At 72.3% G+C, this 21,233-nt stretch carries 23 protein-coding genes; 12 read left to right on the top strand and 11 right to left on the bottom strand.

What is annotated here, in order from left to right; translation table 11 throughout:
- Nucleotides 1-47 precede the first annotated feature (47 nt).
- From BUB97_RS19520 to BUB97_RS19510, 3 genes are all read right to left on the bottom strand, one after another.
- On the bottom strand, nucleotides 48-1,112 hold the full coding sequence (locus BUB97_RS19520; RefSeq protein ID WP_073137851.1) for a transglutaminase-like domain-containing protein: 1,065 nt from the start codon (nucleotides 1,110-1,112) through the stop codon (nucleotides 48-50).
- A 92-nt stretch (nucleotides 1,113-1,204) separates the two neighbouring features.
- Complete coding sequence (locus BUB97_RS19515) at nucleotides 1,205-3,349, bottom strand: acetate--CoA ligase family protein (protein ID WP_073137849.1); 2,145 nt, start codon at nucleotides 3,347-3,349, stop codon at nucleotides 1,205-1,207.
- Between the two features lie 113 nt (nucleotides 3,350-3,462).
- Nucleotides 3,463-3,669 carry a hypothetical protein gene (locus tag BUB97_RS19510; protein ID WP_139281396.1) on the bottom strand — a complete coding sequence of 69 codons (207 nt, stop codon included), beginning with the start codon at nucleotides 3,667-3,669 and terminating at the stop codon, nucleotides 3,463-3,465.
- 265 nt (nucleotides 3,670-3,934) lie between these two features.
- Here BUB97_RS19510 and BUB97_RS19505 point away from each other — a divergent pair, with 265 nt between their 5' ends.
- From BUB97_RS19505 to cuyA, 5 genes are all read left to right on the top strand, one after another.
- Nucleotides 3,935-4,432 carry a Tat pathway signal protein gene (locus BUB97_RS19505; protein ID WP_245818373.1) on the top strand — a complete coding sequence of 166 codons (498 nt, stop codon included), beginning with the start codon at nucleotides 3,935-3,937 and terminating at the stop codon, nucleotides 4,430-4,432.
- Between the two features lie 2 nt (nucleotides 4,433-4,434).
- Nucleotides 4,435-5,223: a MotA/TolQ/ExbB proton channel family protein gene (locus tag BUB97_RS19500; protein ID WP_245818372.1), complete on the top strand. Its 789-nt coding sequence runs from the start codon at nucleotides 4,435-4,437 to the stop codon at nucleotides 5,221-5,223.
- Nucleotides 5,224-5,229: 6 nt separating this feature from the next.
- Nucleotides 5,230-5,679 carry an ExbD/TolR family protein gene (locus BUB97_RS19495; protein ID WP_073137845.1) on the top strand — a complete coding sequence of 150 codons (450 nt, stop codon included), beginning with the start codon at nucleotides 5,230-5,232 and terminating at the stop codon, nucleotides 5,677-5,679.
- Nucleotides 5,680-5,693: 14 nt separating this feature from the next.
- Entirely contained in the window at nucleotides 5,694-6,845 is a 1,152-nt protein-coding gene (locus tag BUB97_RS19490) for an energy transducer TonB (protein WP_073137843.1), read from the top strand.
- Between the two features lie 88 nt (nucleotides 6,846-6,933).
- On the top strand, nucleotides 6,934-7,950 hold the full coding sequence (gene cuyA, locus BUB97_RS19485) for a D-cysteate sulfo-lyase (protein WP_073137841.1): 1,017 nt from the start codon (nucleotides 6,934-6,936) through the stop codon (nucleotides 7,948-7,950).
- Nucleotides 7,951-8,037: 87 nt separating this feature from the next.
- Here cuyA and BUB97_RS19480 read toward each other — a convergent pair whose 3' ends face one another.
- Nucleotides 8,038-9,195, bottom strand: coding sequence for an acyl-CoA dehydrogenase family protein (locus BUB97_RS19480; protein WP_073137839.1), 1,158 nt, complete (start codon nucleotides 9,193-9,195; stop codon nucleotides 8,038-8,040).
- 146 nt (nucleotides 9,196-9,341) lie between these two features.
- Between BUB97_RS19480 and BUB97_RS19475 the strand changes: the two genes are divergently transcribed.
- Nucleotides 9,342-10,034 carry a winged helix-turn-helix transcriptional regulator gene (locus BUB97_RS19475; RefSeq protein ID WP_073137837.1) on the top strand — a complete coding sequence of 231 codons (693 nt, stop codon included), beginning with the start codon at nucleotides 9,342-9,344 and terminating at the stop codon, nucleotides 10,032-10,034.
- 26 nt (nucleotides 10,035-10,060) lie between these two features.
- On the opposite strand, the gene BUB97_RS19470 is transcribed toward BUB97_RS19475, so the two are convergent.
- The gene (locus tag BUB97_RS19470) at nucleotides 10,061-10,624 is read right to left on the bottom strand and encodes a TlpA family protein disulfide reductase (protein ID WP_245818371.1); all 564 of its coding nucleotides are present in this window, start codon (nucleotides 10,622-10,624) and stop codon (nucleotides 10,061-10,063) included.
- Nucleotides 10,625-10,647: 23 nt separating this feature from the next.
- Between BUB97_RS19470 and argH the strand changes: the two genes are divergently transcribed.
- From argH to BUB97_RS19455, 4 genes are all read left to right on the top strand, one after another.
- The gene (gene argH, locus BUB97_RS19465; protein WP_073137889.1) at nucleotides 10,648-12,072 is read left to right on the top strand and encodes an argininosuccinate lyase; all 1,425 of its coding nucleotides are present in this window, start codon (nucleotides 10,648-10,650) and stop codon (nucleotides 12,070-12,072) included.
- Nucleotides 12,069-12,323, top strand: coding sequence for a hypothetical protein (locus tag BUB97_RS19460; protein ID WP_073137835.1), 255 nt, complete (start codon nucleotides 12,069-12,071; stop codon nucleotides 12,321-12,323). Before argH ends, BUB97_RS19460 begins: the two co-directional genes overlap by 4 nt.
- Before the next feature lie 4 nt (nucleotides 12,324-12,327).
- Nucleotides 12,328-12,483 (top strand): hypothetical protein, encoded by a 156-nt coding sequence (locus BUB97_RS26340; RefSeq protein WP_175562686.1) that lies wholly within the window; start codon nucleotides 12,328-12,330, stop codon nucleotides 12,481-12,483.
- Nucleotides 12,484-12,929: 446 nt separating this feature from the next.
- Complete coding sequence (locus BUB97_RS19455; RefSeq protein WP_086062369.1) at nucleotides 12,930-14,690, top strand: DEAD/DEAH box helicase; 1,761 nt, start codon at nucleotides 12,930-12,932, stop codon at nucleotides 14,688-14,690.
- Nucleotides 14,691-14,723: 33 nt separating this feature from the next.
- On the opposite strand, the gene BUB97_RS19445 is transcribed toward BUB97_RS19455, so the two are convergent.
- Complete coding sequence (locus BUB97_RS19445; protein WP_073137833.1) at nucleotides 14,724-15,398, bottom strand: aspartate/glutamate racemase family protein; 675 nt, start codon at nucleotides 15,396-15,398, stop codon at nucleotides 14,724-14,726.
- An 86-nt stretch (nucleotides 15,399-15,484) separates the two neighbouring features.
- Between BUB97_RS19445 and BUB97_RS19440 the strand changes: the two genes are divergently transcribed.
- Nucleotides 15,485-16,516: a tagatose 1,6-diphosphate aldolase gene (locus BUB97_RS19440; protein WP_073137831.1), complete on the top strand. Its 1,032-nt coding sequence runs from the start codon at nucleotides 15,485-15,487 to the stop codon at nucleotides 16,514-16,516.
- Here the strand turns inward: BUB97_RS19440 and BUB97_RS19435 are convergent.
- Genes BUB97_RS19435 through BUB97_RS19415 form a run of 5 tightly spaced genes read right to left on the bottom strand, consistent with a single transcriptional unit; the run spans nucleotide 16,504 to nucleotide 20,278 of the window.
- Nucleotides 16,504-17,406, bottom strand: coding sequence for a PfkB family carbohydrate kinase (locus BUB97_RS19435; RefSeq protein ID WP_073137829.1), 903 nt, complete (start codon nucleotides 17,404-17,406; stop codon nucleotides 16,504-16,506). The genes BUB97_RS19440 and BUB97_RS19435 overlap by 13 nt on opposite strands.
- 5 nt (nucleotides 17,407-17,411) lie before the next feature.
- Nucleotides 17,412-18,215 (bottom strand): transporter substrate-binding domain-containing protein, encoded by an 804-nt coding sequence (locus BUB97_RS19430; RefSeq protein ID WP_073137827.1) that lies wholly within the window; start codon nucleotides 18,213-18,215, stop codon nucleotides 17,412-17,414.
- A 20-nt stretch (nucleotides 18,216-18,235) separates the two neighbouring features.
- On the bottom strand, nucleotides 18,236-18,973 hold the full coding sequence (locus tag BUB97_RS19425) for an amino acid ABC transporter ATP-binding protein (protein ID WP_073137825.1): 738 nt from the start codon (nucleotides 18,971-18,973) through the stop codon (nucleotides 18,236-18,238).
- Nucleotides 18,942-19,607, bottom strand: coding sequence for an amino acid ABC transporter permease (locus BUB97_RS19420; protein ID WP_073137823.1), 666 nt, complete (start codon nucleotides 19,605-19,607; stop codon nucleotides 18,942-18,944). Before BUB97_RS19420 ends, BUB97_RS19425 begins: the two co-directional genes overlap by 32 nt.
- Nucleotides 19,607-20,278, bottom strand: coding sequence for an amino acid ABC transporter permease (locus BUB97_RS19415; protein ID WP_073137821.1), 672 nt, complete (start codon nucleotides 20,276-20,278; stop codon nucleotides 19,607-19,609). The genes BUB97_RS19420 and BUB97_RS19415 overlap by 1 nt, the downstream gene beginning before the upstream one ends.
- A gap of 110 nt (nucleotides 20,279-20,388) precedes the next feature.
- On the opposite strand from BUB97_RS19415, the gene BUB97_RS19410 reads away from it, so the two are divergent.
- On the top strand, nucleotides 20,389-21,213 hold the full coding sequence (locus BUB97_RS19410; protein ID WP_073137887.1) for a MurR/RpiR family transcriptional regulator: 825 nt from the start codon (nucleotides 20,389-20,391) through the stop codon (nucleotides 21,211-21,213).
- Nucleotides 21,214-21,233 lie beyond the last annotated feature (20 nt).

Genomic DNA, 21,233 nt, shown 5'->3' with positions numbered 1-21,233 from the left:
ATGGCGGGAGGCCGGGAACCTCGTCCCCGGCCTCGCATGCTGGGCGTTCAGGCCGCCAGCTCGCGCGCGGTGATGGCGTAGCGGAAGCTGGCCGGGTCCAGGCAGTCCTGCTCGCCGCGCGCGGTCATGGCGCAGGGATACATCAGGAAGTTCGGGCCCATTGCGCGCGGCGCGCCGGGAAGCGCGATGTTGGTGGCGCTGTTGTAGCCCACCCAGTTCATCTCCCAATGCCCGAACAGCCGCTCACGCTGGCGGCGCACATGGTCGCTCTCCAGCGGCGCGCCTTCCTCCAGCACGATCTTGCGCAGGTCCGCCGGGTCCACCGGCACCCAGCCGCGGCCGTCGACGAACATCTCCGTCCGGCAATGCTGCGCGCGGGTGATGTCCGGGCTGCCCGTGCCGAGGGAGCGCGAATGCTCCGAGGGCGCCACGCGGATGCCGTACACATCCCGCGCAGGAATGCCGCAGGCGCGCGAAAGTCCGGTCATCAGTGCGTTGATGTCCGCGCATTTCCCGCCCAACCAGCCGGTCTCCAGCATCGTCTTGATATCGCCGGTGCCGCAGCCACGCGTCGCGCCGTCGCGGAAGGTGTTCTCCACCACCCAGTCATAGATGGCGCGCAGCCTCGCCTCCGGCGCCTCCACCCCGGCGGTGATGCGCCGCGCGGTCTCGGCCACGATGCCGTCGGTGGGCACGCTCTCGGTCGGCGCGGTCCAGAAGGCGCGCTCCGCCGCGCTCAGGCCACCGGCCTCCACGCCGCGCGACCGCGTCGCCACCACCTGCCGCACCACGACTTTCTGCTCCCGGGGCGAAGGCCAGGTCACCCGCAGCACCTCCGCGCCGTAGCGCGCCTCGCGCAGCCGCTCCACCTTGCCCGTGCTCTCCACCTCAGGGTCGAGGGCCTGCTGATAGGCGGCGGCGGTCTGAGCCAGCGGCAGCCAGAGGGTGGCCGGCTCGTCGCCCGTCTCCACCACCACCTCGGTCCGCATCTCGAAGCGGCGCCATCCCGGGGGAAGCGCCGCCAGGGAAAGAGCCGCGGCCCCGGCCAGGGCCGGCAGGAAGGGCAGGCCGGCGGCGCCGGCGGCGCCGGAGAGAAGGGTGCGACGTTTCATGGCGTTGTCCTACACGGGGAACTTTGACGCGGCCGGCATTCTCGCCCCCCACCCCCCGTGGCGCAAGCGCCACCAGGCGCGGGCGACGTCGCTCACCCCCGCGCGGCCAGCTCGATCACCGCATCCGCCGCGAAGGCGCCCTGCCCCTCCGGCAGCACCAGAACCGGGTTCACATCCACCGAGGCCAGCGCCTCCCCCGCCGCGACAGCGAAGGCCGACAGCGCTGAGAGCGACCGCGCCAGCGCCGCCACATCCGCCCGCGGCCGCCCGCGCGCGCCATCCAGCAGCGGAAAGCCGCGGAGGGAGCGGATCATCGCCTCCGCCTCCGCCACATCCACGGGGCAGCGCCGCAGCGCCACGTCTCGCAGCACCTCGATGAACACGCCGCCCAGCCCCACCATCGCCACCGGCCCGAAGACCGCGTCGCGCGTGATGCCCAGCGCCACCTCCACCGCGCCGCTGATCTGCCGCGCCACCAGCACCCCGGTCACCCGCGCATCGGGGGCGTTCTCGGCCGCGTTCCACATCAGGCGCTCGTAATTGGCGCGCACCGCAGTTTCGTCCGCCACGTCCAGCATCACCCCGCCGACCTCCGACTTGTGCAGGATGTCCGGGGAAAGCAGCTTCATCACCACGGGGAAGCCGATGGCCCGCGCGGCGGCCACCGCCTCCTCCATGCTGGCCGCCGTGGCCTCCGGCACCGGCGGCACCCCGGCCGCGGCGAGGATGCGCTTGGCTTCCGCCTCGTCCGGCGCGGCGGCGGGCAGGCTCACCTCCGGCAGTTCCAGCCCGGCCCGCGGCGCGCGGGCGAAGGCCTGCCCGAACCGCCCCTGCGCCGCCAGCGCCACCACGGCGCGGGAGGGATCCTCGAAGACGAGATAGCCGTCCGCCTCATATTCCCGCACCCGCTCCGGCGGGGCGAGGACGCTGAGGCACCACAGCCGGTCCGGATGGTCCGCCCGCACGGCGTTCAGCTCCGCCCGCAGCTTCGGCGCCAGGGTGGGCGAGGCGCCCACCTGGGTGAAGAAGGCAATCAGGCTGGAATAGCCCCCATCCTCCACCATGCTGCGGGCGAAGGCCCCCACCATGGACATGTCGTTGAAGACCTGCGCCGTGCAGTCCACGGGGTTGGAGGGGTTGCTGAACGGGATCAGCGCCCGCAGCCGCGCCTGGGCGTCCTCCGGCATGGGCGGCATGGGCAGACCCAGTTCCTCCGCCGCGTCCGAGATCATCACCCCCGCCCCGCCGGAGATGGAGACCACCCCGAGCGTGTTCCGCACGGGGTAGAGTCGCGGCGTCGCGGCATAGACGACGTCCAGCAGCTCCTCCGTGTTGCGGGCGCGGTGCACGCCGAACTCCTCCAGCACCACCCCCGTCACCGCGTCATCCCCTGCGATGCTCGCGGTGTGGGACCGCGCGGCATGGGCCCCCAGCGCCGAACGCCCGACCTTCATCATCACGACCGGCTTCCCCGCCCGCCGCGCCGCCTCCAGCGCCGCCAGGAAGCGCGGCCCCTCCCGCACCCCCTCGGAATAGGCGGCGATGATCTCCACCCCGTCATCCTCGGCCAGCCAGCCGATCACGTCGCCCAGCGTCACCTCGGCCTCGTTGCCCGTGGTGATCAGCACCGGCGTCGCGATGCCCCGGTTCCGCGCCGCGCCGAACAGGTGGGTGCCATAGGCGCCGGACTGGCTGGCGATGCCCACCCGGCCGCGCCCGGCCAGCGGCTCCACCGGCCAGCCATTGTCGAAGGAGGAGGTGAAGATGGGGAAATAGCCCAGCGGCGCGTTGAACAGGCCCAGGCAGTTCGGCCCCAGCAGCCGCATCCCATGCCCGCGCGCCATGGAGACCAGCCGCTCCTGCGCCGCAACGCCGGCCTCGTCCACCTCGGCATAGCCGGCCGTGAAGACGATGACCGCGCGGCAGCCGCGCCGGCCCAGTTCGTCCACCGCCTGCTCGGCCAGCGCCCCGGGCACGGCCACCACCGCCGCCTCCGGCACCCCGGGCAGGGAAGCGATGTCGGGATAGGCCCGCAGCCCCTGCACTTGGTCGCGCTTGGGGTTCACCGGCCAGAGCCCGCCCGCGAAGCCGCGGCGGATCATGTTGTGCACCGGCCGGCCGCCGATGCGGGTGGGGTCGTCGGAGGCTCCGATCACCGCGACGTTCCGCGGCGCCACCATCGGCCGCAGCGAGGCGAAGCCCGCCCCCGTCACCGACCCCACGCCCCCATCGGCCATTCCGCGTCCTCCCGCCTTCGAGGCGCAAGGCTGCGCCGGCCCGTTGCGGCAGGCAAGGCGGCGGCGGGCGAGGTGGAGGCGGGCGAGGTGGAGGCGGGCCGAGCTACGGAGCGCTAACCCTCCTCCGGGCCCTTCTCGTCCTCGTCATAGGAAACCTCCGCTCCGCCCACCACCGCGAGGCAGTCGGCATAGGTCGAGAGGATCCAGTCGCGGTCATGCTCCTGGCCGTCCTTGGAGGACTCCATGATGATCCGCAGGAGGGCGAGCGCCACCGCGGGCTCGCTTTCGCCCTGGATGTCGATCCTCGGAAGCTCGGACACGGCCACCCCTTTCCTGTGCGGTGCAGCGGTTTCTACGCGGTAGAACCGCATCGGCTGCGAGCGGCACGCGGCGATCACGGGGAGTTTGAAGCGCGGAAATCTGCAAATCGTTCGCAACTGCATTGCATCGCCTGCGCGGGTGCGATATGCGCTGGGCCTCCGACTGACGTATCGCGGCTCCGGCGCCCCCCGCCGGGCCGCAACGCCCGCTTGCCGGGCCACGCGGCGCGATCGCCACCGGAGAGACACAAGGACGCGCAGAGACATGCCCCTCGCCCGCCCCGTCCGGCCCCGGACCATGCTCCTGACGGCGGCGCTCGCCATCGGCGCGGCCCTGGCCTCCTCCCCGGCTCCCGCCCGGGCCCAGGCTTCTGCCCAGGCCCCTGCCCAGGCCCCTGCCCAGGAAGGCACCGCCGAGACCCCTCGTGTCGGCATCGAGCTGAACCGGCTGGAAGCCCGCAATGAGGGCTGCCGCGTGTGGATGCTGGTCCGCAACCCCGGCGCCGCGGTCGATCCGCTCCGCCTCGACCTCGTGGTCTTCGGCAAGGACCAGGTGGTGAACCGCCGCATCGCCCTCGATCTCGGCCCCCTGCCCGCCGAGAAGACCATGGCCCGCATCTTCGACCTGACCGGCACGCCCTGCGACGGCGTCGGCCACATCCTTCTGAACGACGTGCTGGCCTGCGGCCCCGATGCCCCCGCCGCCTGCCTCGCCCGCCTCGCCGTCAGCTCGCGCGCCCAGGGCGTGGCGCTGGAGAAGTAAGCATGAATCCCGCCAGCCCCGCGGCCCCGGCCGCGCCCGCCATGCCTGCTCCCGCCATCCCCTCCCCCATCGGCGCGGCGATCCCCCCCCCACCCGGCGGCGGGCAGGCGGCGACGGACCTCGCGCACGCCGCCGCCGCGCATGACCTCTCGCCCCTCGGCCTGTTCATGCAGGCCGACCCGATCGTGAAGGGGGTGATGCTGCTGCTCGTCCTCGCCTCGATCGCCTGCTGGGCCATCATCATCGAGAAGATCATCGCCACCCGCCGGCTGAGGGCCGAAGCGCGGCGCCTGGCCGGCGCCGCCTCCGGCGCCGTCACGCCCGACCAGGGCCTGGCCGCCGAGGTGATCCGCGCCGGCGCCCGCGAATGGCATGAGGGCCGCGACCCCGCCGAGAGCCGCGGCGAGTACCGCGAGCGGATGGAGCACGCCATGCGCGCCCCGCTGGTCGCCGCCTTCCGCGCCGCCGAGCCCGGCCTGCCGCTGCTCGCCACCATCGGCGCCATCGGCCCCTTCGTCGGCCTGTTCGGCACGGTCTGGGGCATCATGAACTCCTTCTCCGGCATCGCCCGCAGCGGCGATACCAGCCTCGCCGTGGTCGCGCCCGGCATCGCGGAGGCGCTTTTCGCCACCGCCATCGGCCTCGTCGCCGCCATCCCCTCGGTCATGGCCTACAACCGCTTCACCGTGGGCTTCACGCGGATCCGCCAGGGCGCGATGGCCTCCATCCATGAGCTGGCGACCGGCATGGCCCGCCGCCCCGCTCCCTCCCGCGTGCGCGCCGCGGAGTAGCCCGGCATGGCCATGTCCGTCGGCGGCGGCCTGGGGGATGACGAGGACGGCGCCCCCATGGGCGAGATGAACGTCACCCCGCTGGTCGACGTCATGCTCGTGCTGCTCATCATCTTCATGGTGGCGGCCCCGATGATGACCGTGGGGGTGCCGGTGAACCTGCCGCGCACCGCGGCGGCCCGCACCGCCTCCTCCAACCCGCCCGTCATCCTCACCGTCGCCCCCGGCGGGAAGCTCTATGTCGGCAAGGAGGAGGTGACGGAGGACGCCCTCACCCAGCGTCTCGTCGCGCTGCACGAGGCCGATCCCGAGGCCCCCGTGCATGTCCGCGGGGACCGCAGCGTGCCCTATGGCGACGTGCTGCGCGTGATGGGCCGCGTCTCCCGCGCCGGCATCACCAAGGTGTCCCTCATCGCCGAGGCCGACGCCGCCGCGCCCGCCGTGCAGGCGCGCTGAAAGGGCGCGGCCCGATGGACCACCTCCTGGCCGAGAAGCCGCGGGAGCGCGAGATCCCGCTGCCCAAGCTGCCTCCCGGCCCGCCGCCCGGCCCCTCCCCGGCGGTGCTGGCGGCGGCCATGGCCAGCGCGCTCCGGGCCCAGCCCGCCCCGCAGCAGCCGGCCGGGCTGCGCCGCATCCTGCGCCCGGCGGCCTGGGGCCTCTCCGCCCTTCTCCACCTCGCCCTGGTGGTGCCGCTCCTCCTTCCCTCGGAAACGCCCGAGGCCACGGTCCCGCCCATCGAGGTGGAGACCACCCCCGCGCCCGAGCCCCTGCCCGCGCCCGACCCCGCCCCGGTGACCGAGGAGGCCGCCGCGGCCCCGCCCGAGGCGGTGGCCGCCACCACGCCGCCCCCGCCCGACGCCGCCCAGCCCCCGCCCCCCGACGCGGCACCGCCCCCGCCCCCGGAGGCCGCGGCCCCGCCACCCCCGGAATCCGTCCAGCCGCCCCCGCCCGAGACGGTGGCCGCCGCGCCGCCCCCGCCCGTGGCCCCGCCCCCGCCCGAAGCCGTGCGGCCCCCGCCGCCGGACCAGGTGGCGATGATCGAGCCGGACCCGATCGCCCCGCCCGAGCCCGAGGCCCCGCCCCCGCCGGAGGTGCAGGCCGCCGAGCCGCCGCCGGTCGAGATCGCCGAACCCGTTCCCCTGCCCCCGCCCCCCGCCCCGCCGCCGCCGCCCGTGCCGCAGCAGGCCCGCGCGCCCCGGCCCACCCCGCCGCCGCCGCCGCGCCGCCCGCAGGTGGCCGAGCAGGCGCCGGTGCAGCCCTATGCGCCGCCCGTCCAGGCGCCGGTCGCGCCCAACCCGGTGCCCGCGCCCTCGGCCGCCCCGGCCCGCGCCTCCTCCATCCCGCCCAGCTATGTCGGGATGATCCAGGCCGCGCTGCGCCGGGTGCAGCGCTACCCCGCAAGCGCCCGCGCCCGCCGCGCCCAGGGCGTGGCCATGGTGAACTTCACCCTGGCCCGCGACGGCCGGGTGGTCACCGCCCGCCTCGCCCGCTCCTCTGGCGACGAGGACCTGGACGAGGAGGCCCTGGCGATGCTCGAGCGGGTCAGCATGCCGCCCCTGCCGGACGATTATTCCGGCAGCACCATGCCCCTGGTGGTGCCGATCAGCTTCACCCTGCGCTGAGCCCGGGCTGGGTGGGGCGCAGGCGGTTCCTCACCCGGCCAATCCGCCCTAGCCTCTGCCCAGGAACGACCAGGCAAGGCCAAGAACCATGAATCTCGCCCGCTTCCCCCGCATCCGGCTGGGCCATCTGCCGACGCCGCTGGAGCCGATGGAGCGGCTCTCGAAGCACCTCGGCGGGCCGAAGCTCTGGATCAAGCGGGACGACTGCACCGGCCTCTCCACCGGCGGCAACAAGACCCGCAAGCTGGAATACCTAATGGCCGAGACCCTGGCGCAGGGCGCCGACACGGTCATCACCCAGGGCGCCACCCAGTCCAACCATGCCCGCCAGACCGCCGCCGCCGCCGCGAAGCTCGGCCTTGCCTGCCACATCCTGCTCGAGGACCGGACGGGCTACACCGACCCCGCCTATACCCGCTCCGCCAACGTCCTGATGGACCGGCTGCACGGCGCCACCATCTCCCGCCGCCCCGGCGGGGCGGACATGCAGGCGGAGATGGAGGCCCTGGCGGAGGAGCTCCGCAAAACCGGCCGGCGCCCCTACGTCATCCCCGGCGGCGGCTCCAACCCCGTGGGGGCGCTGGGCTATGTCGGCGCCGCGCTGGAGCTCGTGGCCCAGGCCTCCGAGATCGGGCTGCGGATCGACCATGTGGTCCATGCCACCGGCAGCGCCGGCACCCAGGCCGGGCTCGTCGCCGGCCTCGTTGGGCTGAACAGCGGCATCCCCGTCCTCGGCATCGGCGTCCGCGCCCCGCGCGAGAAGCAGGAGGCCAATGTCCTCACCCTCGCCCAGCGCACCGCCGACCATCTCGGCCTGCCCCAGGGCACGATCCGCGCCGAGCATGTGCGCGCCAATTGCGACTATGTCGGCCAGGGCTACGGCATCCCCACCCAGGGCATGGTGGAGGCGGTGAAGCTGCTGGCGGAACAGGAGGGAATCCTCCTCGACCCCGTCTATTCCGGCAAGGGCATGGCCGGGCTGATCGACCTGATCGGCAAGGGCCGGTTCGGGCCCGAGGAGAACGTGGTGTTCATCCACACCGGCGGCGCCGTGGGCCTGTTCGGCTACCCCGACGCCTTCGACCTGCCGGCGGAAGCCGGCTGAACCAGGCCGGCCGGCGGAAGCCGGCTGAACCAGGCCGGCCGGCGGAAGGGACACCCCCCTCCGCCGGCGCACGGCCACCTGCCGGGCCTAGAAGATTCGGGAGACCGGCAGGCCCAGCGCCATGGCCCCGGCATAACGGGCCTGCGGGCCGCTCTGTAGCGGATGGAAACGGGCACCCTGGATGTCCCGGAAGAGCCGCTCCAGGCCGTTGCTCCGCAGGAAGCTCTCGCCACCGCCCAGCTCCATGGAAAGCTCGGCGGCGCGGATCGCGTGCTCGGCGAGGATCGCCTTCCCCGTCATCACGTCGTTCACGGTCTCGGCGGAGGGCGCGTTGCGCTCGGCGGCCTCCACCATCCAGCGATGGGCCAGGCGGGCCGCGCGGAGCGAGGTCTCCATCCGCCCGGCGAGGGCGAGGCGGTCCTCGCTGGGCGGCTTCCTGGCGGCCATGGCGAGGGCCAGCTCCCCGGCGCGCTCCGCCACGCCGAGATAGGCCGCGTAGATCAGCGGAAAGGCGATGGTGGCGATGATCTGGAACAGCGGATGCCACTCCCCGGCCCGGCGCTTCACGGAAACGCCCGCCTCCGGGATGAACAGATCCTCGATCGCGATCTCATGGGATCCCGTGCCGCGCATGCCCAGGGCGCGCCAGGTGTCGAGGACACGGATCTCCGGCGCCTTCATCGGGGCGGCGAAGTGGATGACGCTGTCGCCCTCCTCCCCATGCAGGACGGCCCCTGTCATCAACAGGTCGCCGGCGGGGGAGCCGGAGGAGAAGACCTTCCGGCCGGAGACGCGATAGCCCCCCTCCACCTTCTCCGCCGTGCCGGAGCCGCCGATCCAGTCGGACCCGCCGCTGGAGAGGAGGATGATCCGCTCGGCCGCGACGCGGCGGAGCAGCGGCTCGACGGCCGTGGCCTGCTGGTGGCGCCAGCGAAAGGCCGGCACGGCGACCTGGTGGGTGTGCATGGAGAAGGCGAGGGCCGTGGAGCTGCACCCATGCGCGAGCAGGCGCAGCATCTCCGCGAGGTCTCGGATGCCGGCGCCGCCCCCGCCGAGCTCCCGCGGGACCCCGGCCTCGACCAGCCCGGCCTCCTTCAGCAGGGCGTAGTTCTCGGCGACGAAGCGGTCGGCCTCGTCGGCCTCGGCCGCGCGCTCCGCCAGCAGCGGGACGAGCCGCTCCGCCTGCGCCGCGGCGCTTTCGATGTGGCCGGCGTCAGCGCCGGGGGAAGTGGCGGTGATGCTCATGGACCAGTCCTCCTCTGCCCCCTGTTCCGGGGTGCGGTGGAAGGATGGCGGGAGGGGCAGCCGCCCGGCCAGTTCCAGAACTGTACTGCGGCGGGGGCGGCATCTGCTCTAGGATGCCCCGGCAACCCTGGCAGGGGAGGCCGCATATGGACGGCCCCGGCGGCTACGGTCAGTTCTGCCCCGTCGCGATGGCATCCGAGATCCTGTGCTCGCGATGGACCGTGCTGGTGCTGCGCGAGCTTCTCTGCGGCACCACCCGCTTCAACGAGCTGCGCCGGGGCGTGCCGCGCATGTCGCCGGCGCTGCTCTCCAAGCGCCTCAAGGAACTGGAGCGCGCGGGGGTGATCCTCGGCGTCCCCAATGAGAAGGGGGTGACGGAGTACCGCCTCTCGCCAGCGGGCGAGGATCTGCGGCCGATCGTATTGGGAATGGGGTTCTGGGGCCACCGCTGGGTGGAATCGCATCTCTCGCTCCGGAACCTCGACCCCTCCCTGCTGATGTGGGACATGCGGCGCAACCTCAGGGCCGAGATCCTGCCCGCCCACCGCTGCACGATTCAGTTTCAGTACCCCGAATTGCCGGAGAGCAGGCGGAACTGGTGGCTGCTGGCGACGAAAGGGGTGGTCGACCTTTGCAGCTTCGACCCGGGCTTCGACGTGGATCTGCTCGTCACCTGCCCGCTGCGCACGATGACGGCCATCTGGATGGGCGTGTCCTCGGTCCGGCAGGAGATCGAGGCCGGGCGCCTGGAGCTGCTGGGCAGCGGCCAGGTCGCGCGGACCATGCAGCAATGGCTCGGCCTCAGCCCCTTCGCCGCCGCGCCGCGCCGGGTCCCGTGACGCGGCGCGGCCAGCCGGGGCAGCGCCTAGACGGGCTCCGTCGCCTTCTGTCCATCCCCGCAGAGCCGCCGCACATCCGCCAGCAGCGCCGCGCCGTCCCAGGCCGCCGCCCCTTCCAGCCGCCCGCGCTCCCGTCCCTCGCGGTCGATCAGGATCGTGGTCGGCAGCCCGCGCGCCTTGAAGGCCCGCATGGCGGCCGAGCCCGGGTCCAGCCAGATGCCCAGGTTCCGGATGCCGGTGCGCGCATAGAAGGGTTCCACCTGCGCCCGTCCCCCCCGGTCCGAGGAGGCGGGGATCACCAGGATGCCATCCCCGGCCAGCAGCGCCGAGAGCCGGTCCAGCGCCGGCATCTCCTCCACGCAGGGCGGGCACCAGGTGGCCCAGAGGTTCAGCACCACCCCCTTGCCCGCGAAATGGCCGATCTCCCGCCGCACCCCCTCCGGGTCGGTCAGCGCGAACTCCGGCAGGGCCTTCGGCCCCTCCTCCCGCAAGGTGCCGATCGCCTGCGCCCGCGCTGGACGTTGGGGGAGGGCCGCGCCTAGTGTCCCGCCCGCAAGAAGGCCCAGCGCGCCGCGGCGGCCAAAACTCACCACTGATCGAGATCTCCTCACCCGTGCCCGACGACCACGCCAAGCCCCAATCCACTGCCAATGCCGCCCAGGCGAATGCGGCCTGGGGCGGGCGCTACGCGGCAGGCCCCTCCGCCATCATGCAGGCGATCAACGCCTCCATCGGCTTCGACCGCAAGATGTGGCGGCAGGACATCAAGGGCAGCCTCGCCCATGCCGCGATGCTCGCCCATGTGGGGATCATCTCCGCCGAGGACGAGGCCGCGATCCGCGACGGGCTGAATGCCATCGGCGAGGAGATCGAGGCCGGGGACTTCCCCTTCAGCGAGGCGCTGGAGGACATCCACATGAACATCGAGGCGCGGCTGACCGAGCGCATCGGGGAAGCGGGCAAGCGCCTGCACACCGCCCGCAGCCGCAACGACCAGGTGGCCCTCGATGTCCGCCTCTGGACCCGTGACGCAATCGACGGGCTCGACGCCCAGATCGCCGATGTGATGAAGGCGCTGGCCGAGAAGGCCGCCGAGCACGCCGGCACCGTCATGCCGGGCTTCACCCATCTCCAGCCCGCCCAGCCCACCACCTTCGGCCACCACCTGCTGGCCTATGTGGAAATGCTCTCGCGCGACCGCGGCCGGCTGGCCGATTGCCGCCGCCGCCTGAACGAAAGCCCCCTCGGCGCCGCCGCCCTCTGCGGCACCGGCTTCCCGATCGACCGGCACATGACCGCCGCCGCGCTGGGCTTCGACGGCCCGACGCGCAACAGCCTGGACTCCGTCGCCTCCCGCGACTTCGCGCTCGAATTCCTCTCGGCGGCCGCCATCTGCGCCACCCACCTCTCCCGCTTCGCGGAGGAGGTGGTGATCTGGACCAACCCCTACTTCAACTTCGTCAAGCTGTCGGACGCCTTCACCACCGGCTCCTCCATCATGCCGCAGAAGCGCAACCCGGATGCGGCGGAGCTGGTGCGCGCCAAGCCCGGCCGCATCACCGGCGCCCTGGTCGGCCTCCTCACCGTCATGAAGGGCCTGCCCCTGACCTACGGAAAGGACATGCAGGAGGACAAGGAGGGCATCTTCGACGCGGCCGAGAACCTGGCCCTGGCGCTGGCCGCAACGGCCGGGATGGTGCGGGACATGCAGCCCGTGGTCGGCCGCCTGGCCGAGGCCGCCGGCGCCGGCTTCTCCACCGCCACCGACCTCGCGGACTGGCTGGTGCGCGAGCTCAAGCTCCCCTTCCGCGACGCCCACCACGTCACCGGCCGCCTGGTGGCCAAGGCCGAAAGCATGAACGTGGACCTCGCCGGCCTCACCATCGGCGAGATGCAGGCGGTGGAACCTCGCATCACGGAAGCGGTGTTCGGCGTGCTCTCCGTCGCCGCCTCCGTCCGCTCGCGCACCTCCTTCGGCGGCACGGCGCCGGCGAACGTGGCCGCCATGGCCCGCGAATGGGTGGGGAAGCTGGCATGAAGGCACTTACCCTCCTGGCCGCCGCCCTGGCGCTGGCGGCCTGCGGCCGCGTGGGCCCGGTCCGCTCCCCCGGGCCGGCCGACGCCATCATCTATCCGCGCGCCTATCCCCACTTCCCGCCCGGCACCCATCCGGGCGACCCGCCCGTGACGCCCCGCCCGGCCGACTCCCTCACCCCCGGCGCCCCACCCGCCGAAACCCCGCTGGAATCGGGCGACCCGCCGATCGCCCGCCCCGGCAGCCCGCGCTGAACCCATGCGAAGCCTGTCCCTCATCCTCCTGCTGGCGGGCGGCGCGGGGGTGCTGGGCACCTTCGCCATGGCCCTCTCCGGCGATACGCCAGGGGCCACGCGCATGGCCGGCATCGCCGCCTCGGCCCTCATCCTCGGGATGATCCTCCACCGGCGCTGACGGCCGCGCCAGCGGAGGGCTCCGCCCTCCACCCGCCAAGGGCCTGAGGCCCTTGGAACCCCGTCTGAATGCCGTGGATACCCCGGATCGATGGGGTCTCTGGTTGAGGGTGCTTTTCCTGCCTTTGCAGTCGCCTCGGGTCCATGACCCGAGGCGCACCGTCAGCCCCGCGATCCCAAACTTCTAAAAGAAGCTGATGGTGAGGGGTCCGGGGAGAGGAAGAACTCCTTCTTCCTCCCCCCGGGACAGACCGAAACCCCAGAACACCGCCCCGCAAGGCAGCAATGCGAAGCCACCGGTTGTGGCCCGGCCCCGCAACCCCGATATGGGGCTGGCGAGGTTGCCGTCGCGCCCTCCGTTTTCCCATGCGCCGCTCCCCCGCGCCGAGCCCTGCCCCATGAGGCAGGCCGCCGCGTCCAGGCGCCCCTTTTTCTTGGACGTCTGGAATGCCTTTCGACACGCTCCCCACGCCGCTGCGCGATGCGCTTGCTGCCCGCGGCTATGCCAACCCCACCCCCGTGCAGGCCGCCGTACTGGCCGAGGGCACGGCGGGCCGTGACCTGCTGGTCTCTGCCCGCACCGGCTCCGGCAAGACCGTCGCCTATGGCCTGGCCATGGCCGGCGATCTGCTGGGCGATGCCGCCCGCCTGCCGGCCCCCGGCGCGCCGCTCGCCCTGGTCGTCGCCCCCACGCGCGAACTGGCCTTGCAGGTAAGGGCCGAGCTGACCTGGCTCTATGGCCCGGCCGGCGGTCGCGTCGCCTCCTGCGTCGGCGGCATGGACCCCGTGGCCGAGCGCCGCGCCCTCTCGGCCGGCGCGCATATCGCGGTGGGCACCCCCGGCCGCGTGCGCGACCATATCGAGCGCGGCAACCTCAAGACCGACGCCATCCGCGCCGTGGTGCTGGACGAGGCCGACGAGATGCTCGACCTCGGCTTCCGCGAGGAGCTGGAGGCCATCCTCGGCACCCTGCCGGCGGAGCGCCGCACGCTTCTCTTCTCCGCCACCGTGCCGCGCCCCATCGCGCAGATGGCCAAACAGTTCCAGCGCGACGCCCTGCGCATCGAGGCCACCTCCGGCGACGAGCCGCATGGCGACATCACCTACCGCGCCGCCCTGGTCGCCCCGGGCGACGTGGAGCGGGCCGTGGTGAACGCGCTGCGGCTGGAGGCGGCGCCGATTTCCATGGTGTTCTGCGCCACCCGCGCCGCGGTCGCCCGCCTGCACGGCAACCTGACGGAGCGCGGCTTCGAGACCGTGGCCCTTTCGGGCGAGCTCTCCCAGTCCGAGCGCACCCGCGCCCTGCAGAGCCTGCGCGACGGCAAGGCCCGCATCTGCGTCGCCACCGACGTGGCGGCCCGCGGCATCGACCTGCCGGAGCTGGACCTGGTGATCCATGCCGAGCTTCCGCGCGACCCCGACACCCTGCTGCACCGCTCCGGCCGCACCGGCCGTGCCGGGCGCAAGGGCGTCAGCCTGCTGATCGTCCCGCCTTCCCGTCGCCGCATCGCCGAGCGCCTGATCCAGGCCGCCCGCGTCGAGGCCGATTGGGGTCCCGCCCCTTCGGCCGAGCAGGTGCGCGCCAAGGATGCCGAGCGCATCGCCGCCCGCGCGACCGAGATCCTGCGCGAGGAAGCCGCCGAGGAGGATCTGGCCATCGCCCGCACCCTCACCGGCCTCAGCGGCACCGGCCTCAGCGGCACCGGCCTGGGCGGCACCGGCCTGGGCGGTGACCCGGCCGGCTGGAGCCGCCCGGAGGACGGGGCCTCCCCCTCCGGCATCGACCCGCTCGCCCTCGCCGCCGCCCTGGTGAAGCTCCTCCGCGCGCCCCTGCCGGCCCCGGAAGAACTCGCCTCCGCCGCGGCGGAGCGGCCCCGCCGCGCGCCGGGCTTCGACGGCCCGCGCGAGGCCGGCGGCCCGCCCCCGTCTTCCGAGGGCGTCTGGTTCCGCGTCAGCGTCGGCCGCGACGGCCAGGCGGATCCGCGCTGGATGCTGCCCTTCCTCTGCAAGCGCGGCGACGTCTCCCGCGCGGAAATCGGCCGCATCCGCATCCAGGGCCGCGAGACCCAGGTCGAGATCGCGCCCTACGCGGCCGCCCATTTCGCCGCCAACGCCCGCCGGCCGGGCGGCGAGGAGGCGCATATCCGGATCGAGCCGATGCAGCCGATTTCGCGCGCGGCGGCACCGGTGCGGCGCAAGCGGGCCTGAGGCGGGCCTCCTGAGCCGGGCCGCCGGAGGCGCTCAGGCGTTTCCGGCCGTCTTCTGCCGAAGGGCCGCGCCGATCGCCTCCATGAGAAGGGGCGGGCTGGCCAGGACAGGGACGGACAGCGAGGCATCCAGCTCCGGCTGGAGATGCGCCAGCGAGGCCTGGGCGAGCACCAGCACGTCCACCTCGCCGGCCAGCGCCGCCCCGGCGGCGCGCACCATCGCGTCATGCCCGGCGCGGTCGCCCGCCATCAGGGCGGAATAGGCCTCCGGCTTCACCACCGGCACGATCGACAGCTCCCGCCCCTGCCCTGCGGCATGGGCGCGCAGCAGCGCGCTGCTGGGCTCCACCGTGCTGGCCGCCGTGCAGAGCAGGCCGATGCGCGGGCCCCGTCGCACGGCCTCCGCCGCCATCGGGTCGTCGATCTTCAGCACAGGCTGCTGCACCACCTGCCGCGCGATATCGACCGCCGGCGAGGTGGAGGAGCAGGTCACCACGATCAACTCCGCCCCGGCTTCCGCGGCCAGCACCACCTGCGAGACCACGCGGCGGTAGACCAGGGCCTTCGGCGCGCCCCGCAGCAGGTCCTGCAGCAGGCTCTCATTGAGGATGTGGAAGACCTCCGCATCGGGATAGGCGCTGCGCATGCGCTCCCGGAAGCTCTCCACGAGGAAGCCGACCGTGTGAATGAAGCCGATCCGTCGCGCCATGGCGTCCTCCTGAATGGATCATTTATTCCAATCTTCCACATATGGAAAATATGCGCCATAACGGCGGGGCCGGAACGGGGGGAACGATGCAGATTTCCGCAGGCAAGCTCTGGTCGCTGCGGCGGCTATCGGATTCACGCGGCTTCTTCACCATGATCGCGGTGGACCAGCGCCCGGGAGTGGAGCAGCTCGTGGCTGACCGCCACGGCTCACCGGACTGGAGGGAGATCGGCCGGATCAAGCGCCTGCTGATCGAGGAGCTGTCCCCGCACGCCTCGGCGATGCTGCTGGATCCGCAATACGCCTATCCCTTCGCCAGCCAGTCCGTGGACCCCTCGCGGGGGCTGCTGATCACGCTGGAGCAGTTCGCCTGCGAGGAAGGGCCGGGCGGGCGGAAGACGCTGATCTACCCCGGCTGGTCCGTCGCCAAGATCAAGCGGCTGGGCGCGGATGGCGTGAAGCTCATGCTCTGGTACCGCCCGGACGCGGCGCCAGACGTGCTCGCGCACCAGCACGCGCTGGTGGAGCAGGTCGGGCGCGAATGCCGGGAGCACGACATCGCCTTTCTGCTGGAACCTCTGGTCTATCCGCTCGGCGGCAGCGCCGCCGGCGATTCCTACCATGAGGATGCGGACAAGCGGCCGGAGATGGTGCTCGCCACCGTCGAGGAGTTCCGAAAGGAGCGCTACGGCATCGACATCTTCAAGCTGGAGACGCCCATCGCCGCGAAGGCGATCGTCGATCCCGATGACGGCAGCGCCGAGGCCGCGCAGACCCAGGAATGGTTCGACCGGATCGACGCCATGCTGGACCGCCCCTGGGTAATGCTCTCGGCCGGCGCGGCGATGGAGCCCTTCCGCCGCATCCTCACCTACGCCTTCCGGGCCGGGGCGAGCGGCTACCTGGCGGGGCGCGCCATCTGGTGGCCCGCGGCGCTCGAATACCCGGACTGGGACGCCTTCCGCACCCGTGTGCGGGAGCATGGCCTGCCCTATGTTTCCCTCGTGCAGTCGCTGCTGGCGCAGCATGGCCGGCCCTGGATGTCGAAGCCCGCCTTCTCCGGCAGCCCGGAAATGGCCCATGCGGGGCCGGAGTTCCTGCAGAACTACCAGGGCTGAGCCAGCAGCCCCTCGACCTCCGGCCGGGACGGGACGCCCGCGCGCCCGCCCGGCCGGGTGCATTTCAACGTCGCGGCGGCCACGGCGAAGCGGGCCGCCGCCGCGACGCTGGCGCCTTCGGCCAGCGCCAGCGCATAGGCGCCATGGAACACGTCGCCCGCGCCCAGCGTATCCACCACCGTCACGCGCGGCGGGGCGAGGCGGTGCGGTTCGTTGCCCTCCAGCCAGAGATATCCATCGGGGCCCGTGGTGACGCCGAGCACCGCCCGGGGCAGGCGGGCGCGCAGGGCACGCAGCCCCTCGGCCGGGTCGGCCTCCCCGGAATGGTGGCGCAGCGCGGGTTCGGAGAAGACCACATGCTCCGCCTGGCCGATCAGCGCCGCGGCCTCGGGCAGCGGCCCCAGATCCGCGTCCAGCACGGAGGGAATGCCGCGCTCCCGCGCGATCGCCAGGGCACGAGACGCGCCGAGCGGCCAGCCCATATCCACCAGAACGGCGCCACATGCCCCGATGCCGGCGGGATCGAGCCAGGCAGGCTCCACCTGCAGGCCGCGGCCGGGAAAGTTCAGGATGAGCCGTTCCCCCGCGGGGTCCACGGCCACGGCGGACCAGGCGGATTGCGCCCCCGCCAGCTCCGCCACGCCCGCAACATCCACGCCGTAGCGCGCCAGCTCCGCGCGGATCACCGCGCCCGTGTCGTCGGCGCCAACGCGGCCGAACAGCCGCGCCTGGCCCCGCAGCGCGGCGATGGCGACGGCCGCCGTCGCCGCGGGGCCGCCGCCGGCCTCGCTCACCGCGCTGGCATAGAGCTTGGTCGCCTGGGTCGGGAGAGACGGCACCGACAGGATGCGGTCATGCACCGTCATCCCGACGCAGGCGACGGACGCCATGCGGATCAGGCATCCGCCAGCGGCAGGAGATCCACGCCGGTGTAGCGCTTGAAGGCCTCGGCAAGCCGCCCGTCCGCCTTCGCCTTGTCAATGAAGCCGTTCACCGCGCGCAGCAGGTCGTCGCTGCCGTGGCGCATGGCGATGCCGATCATCTGCGTGCCGAGCGAGAGCTTCTTCTCGTAGTTGCGGCCGGGCTGCAGTCGGTTGGTCTGGGCGGGGATGAGGAAGCCTGTGGCGGTGGCATCCACCTGGCGCGACATCAGGGCCTGGATCGTGCTGGCGTCGTTGTCGTAGCGCATCATGGTCGCGCCAGGGGCACGCTCGACCACGATCGGGTCCTGGATCGCGCCGCGCACCACCGAGACGCGCTTGCCGCGCAGGTCCTCGAAGCTGCGGATCTGCGTCTCGCGGGGCGCCATGATGATGCTCTCCTGCGCGCAATAGGGCTTGGAGAACAGCACCTGCTCCGCACGCTGCGGCGTGATGGTGAGGGTAGCCATCACCAGGTCCGCCTTGCCCGTCAGGATGAAGGGGATTCGGTTCTGGCTGGTGACGGGCACCAGCTCCATCGGCACGCCGAAATCCTGCGCGAGCATGCGGCCCACCGCGATGTCGTAGCCGTCCGGCTGCATGGAGGTGTCCAACATGCCCCAGGGCGGGTTGTTGGTGTCCATCGCGATCAGGATCTTACCCCGGCGCTTGATGTCCGCCACGGTCAGGGCGCCCGACTGGGCATGGGCGGGCCCCGCCGCGAGCGGCAGGAACGGCGCGAGGGCCAGCGGGGCGAGAAGGCTTCGGCGATTCATCATTGTTTCCTCCCAGGGGTTGCTTAGTCGCGGATGCTGATGGCGCGGACGAACTGCACCAGCTCCGGTGTGCGCGGCCGCTCGAAGATCTCGGCCGGCGTTCCTTCCTCATGCACACGCCCGGCATGCATGAAGACCACGCGGCTGGCCGCGCGGCGCGCGAAGCTCATCTCATGCGTCACCAGCAGCATGGTCATGCTGCGGGCCGCCAGGTCCTGCACCACCTCCAGCACCTCGCCCACCATCTCCGGGTCGAGCGCAGAGGTGATCTCGTCGCAGAGCAGCACCTTAGGCTCCAGGCCCAGGGCACGGGCGATCGCCACGCGCTGCTGCTGGCCGCCCGAGAGGGCGGAGGGATAGGCCTCGGCGCGCGGCGCGAGGCCGACGCGCTCCAGCAGCGCCTGGGCCGCCGCCTGCGCCTCCGCCTTGCCGCGCCCGAGCACGACCGTCTGCGGCAGCGCCACGTTCTCCCGCGCGGTCAGGTGCGGGAAGAGATTGAAGCTCTGGAACACCATGCCGACATCCTGCCGCAGCGCGCGCAGCACCTTCGGCGCGCGGCTGACGACATGGCCGGCGACGGTGATGCTGCCGCCGTCGATCGTCTCCAGCCCGTTGATGCAGCGCAGCAGCGTGCTCTTGCCGGAGCCGCTCCGTCCGATAATCGCCACCACCTCGCCCGCCGCGACATCCAGCGAGACGCCGTCGAGCACGGTCTGGGCGCCGTAGCGCTTATGCAGCGACTGGACTTGGACGATCGACATGCAGCTTCTTCTCCAGCCGGCGGCTGAGCAGGGTGAGGGGGAAGCAGAGGATGAAGTAGACCGCCGCAGCGACGAGATAGACGCTGATCGGCTGGAAGGTCAGGTTGTTCACGAACTGCGCGGCCTGGGTCAGCTCCTGGAAGCCGATGATCGAGGCGAGCGACGTGTTCTTGATCACCTGCACCATGAAGCCCACCGTCGGCGGGATCGCGATGCGCACGGATTGCGGCACGATCACGTGGCGGAACTGCTCGTAGCGGCTGAAGCCCAGCGCGGCGGAGGCCTGCCACTGGCCCTGCGGCACCGCCTCGAGCGCGCCGCGCCAGATCTCCCCGAAATAGGCCCCGGCGTAGCAGGAAAGGGCGACGGTGACCGCGACATAGGCGTTCTGCCCGTAGCCCGTGAGCGCCAGGCCGAAGAAGACCAGGAACAGGAGCATCAGCAGCGGCGTGCACTGGAACAGCAGGATCCAGACCCGGGCGAAGCCGCTGGCGAAGCGGTTGCCCGAAACTCGCATGAAGGCGAGCACCGCCCCCAGCGCGCCGCCGCCCAGATAGGCGATGAGCGACAGGATCACGGTCCAGCGCGCCGCCTGGAGCATGAAGAGGAATTCGGGCGTCCCGAAGCTGCGCATCAGAGGCGCCCCCGCCGCGCGAACCAGCTGTTCTCGAGCCAGGCGAAGAGCAGCTTCAGCGTGAAGGCGATCGCCAGGTAGATCAGCGTGACGACTATATAAACCTCGAAGGGCCGGAAGGTCTCGGTCTCCAGCACATGGCCGACCGCCGTCAGCTCCTCGGCCGAGACGGTGGAGACCACGCTCGATCCGAGCATCACCAGGATGAACTGGCTGCCCAGCGCCGGAGCCGCCACACGCAGCGCCGGGAAGAGGACGATGTGGCGGATGATGTCGGTGGTGGTGAAGGCGAGCGCCCGCGCGGCCTCGATCTGCCCCCGCGGAACCGCCATGATGCCCGAGCGGATGATCTCGGTGGTATAGGCCGCACAGTTGACCGACATGCCGATCAGCGCCGCCGTGACAGGGTCCAGCGCGATGCCCACCGAGGGAAGCCCGAAATAGATGAGGAAGAGCTGGATCAGGAAGGGCGTGTTCCGGATCGCCTCGACATATGCCCCGATCAGCCGGTCCGCCCAGCGGCCGCCGAAGCTGCGCAGCACGGCGAACAGCGTGCCGAACACAAGCCCCGCCACCATCGCGGCCACGGAGAGCTGGATGGTGAGCCACGCGCCTTTCGCGAGCAAATCCATGCTCGCGAACACGGCCCCGAACTGGAACGTGTAGGCCATTCTTCCCCTGGGTTTCTTCCCGGGAGGAAGGCTAGCCTCCTGAAGAATACATTTCAACTTTCCAATTTTGGAAAATTGGTTCCATCATGCCCACCGTTCGGGATGACGAAATGACACCAGACGCGAAGCGGAGCAGCCTCCTGGAGGAATTGCGGCGCCGGCACCCCGAGCTCAGCCCACGCCTGCAACAGGCCGCGCGGCACATCCTGGACCATCCGAACCAGGCCGCGCTGAGCACGGTGACCGCGCTGAGCGAGGCGGCCGGCGTGCAGCCCTCCGCCCTCATCCGGCTCGCGCAGGCGGTGGGGTTCTCCGGCTTCTCGGAGATGCAGAAGGTGCTGCAATCCGCCCTCGTCGCCGCTTCGCCCAGCTATGGCGAACGGGTGCACCAGCTTCGTGCGGCCGGGACGGGCGGCGGGGCCATGGGCCTGCTCGAGCAGGCCGGCGCGCTGAACCAGCTCTCGCTGCAGAATCTGATCGACACGGTGGATGCCGCCGCGCTGGACCGCGCCATCGCGCTGCTCGCCGCCGCGCCGCTGGTCCATGTCGTCGGGCAGAGGCGCTCGCATCCCGTGGCAGGCTACATCGCCTACGGCCTCACCCGCTCCGGCAAGGCGGCGCGGCTGATGGCGGGCGCGGCCGGAATGCTGCGCGACGAAACGGAGACGATGCGGCCCGGGGATGCGCTGGTGGTCATCAGCCTCCATCCCTACTCCGCCGACGCGGTGGAGACCGCCTCATGGGCGGCTGCCCATGGCGTTTCCGTCGTCGCGATGTCGGATGGCCCGCTCAGCCCCCTCCTGCCCTTCGCCTCGGTGGCGCTGGACGTGCGGGATGCGGAACTCTTCGGCTTCAGAGCGCTGGTGGCGCAGATGTGCCTGGCGCAGGTGCTGGTGCTCGGCGTGCTCCAGGCCGGGCGGCCCGTCGGGCCCTAGGGCCGGGTGCCGCCGCCGCC

It is taken from the genome of Muricoccus roseus, assembly GCF_900141905.1.
Taxonomy (GTDB): Bacteria; Pseudomonadota; Alphaproteobacteria; order Acetobacterales; family Acetobacteraceae; genus Roseomonas; species Roseomonas rosea.
The sequence above is the reverse complement of the archived record's forward strand: the minus strand, read 5'-3'. Positions and strand labels throughout refer to the sequence as shown.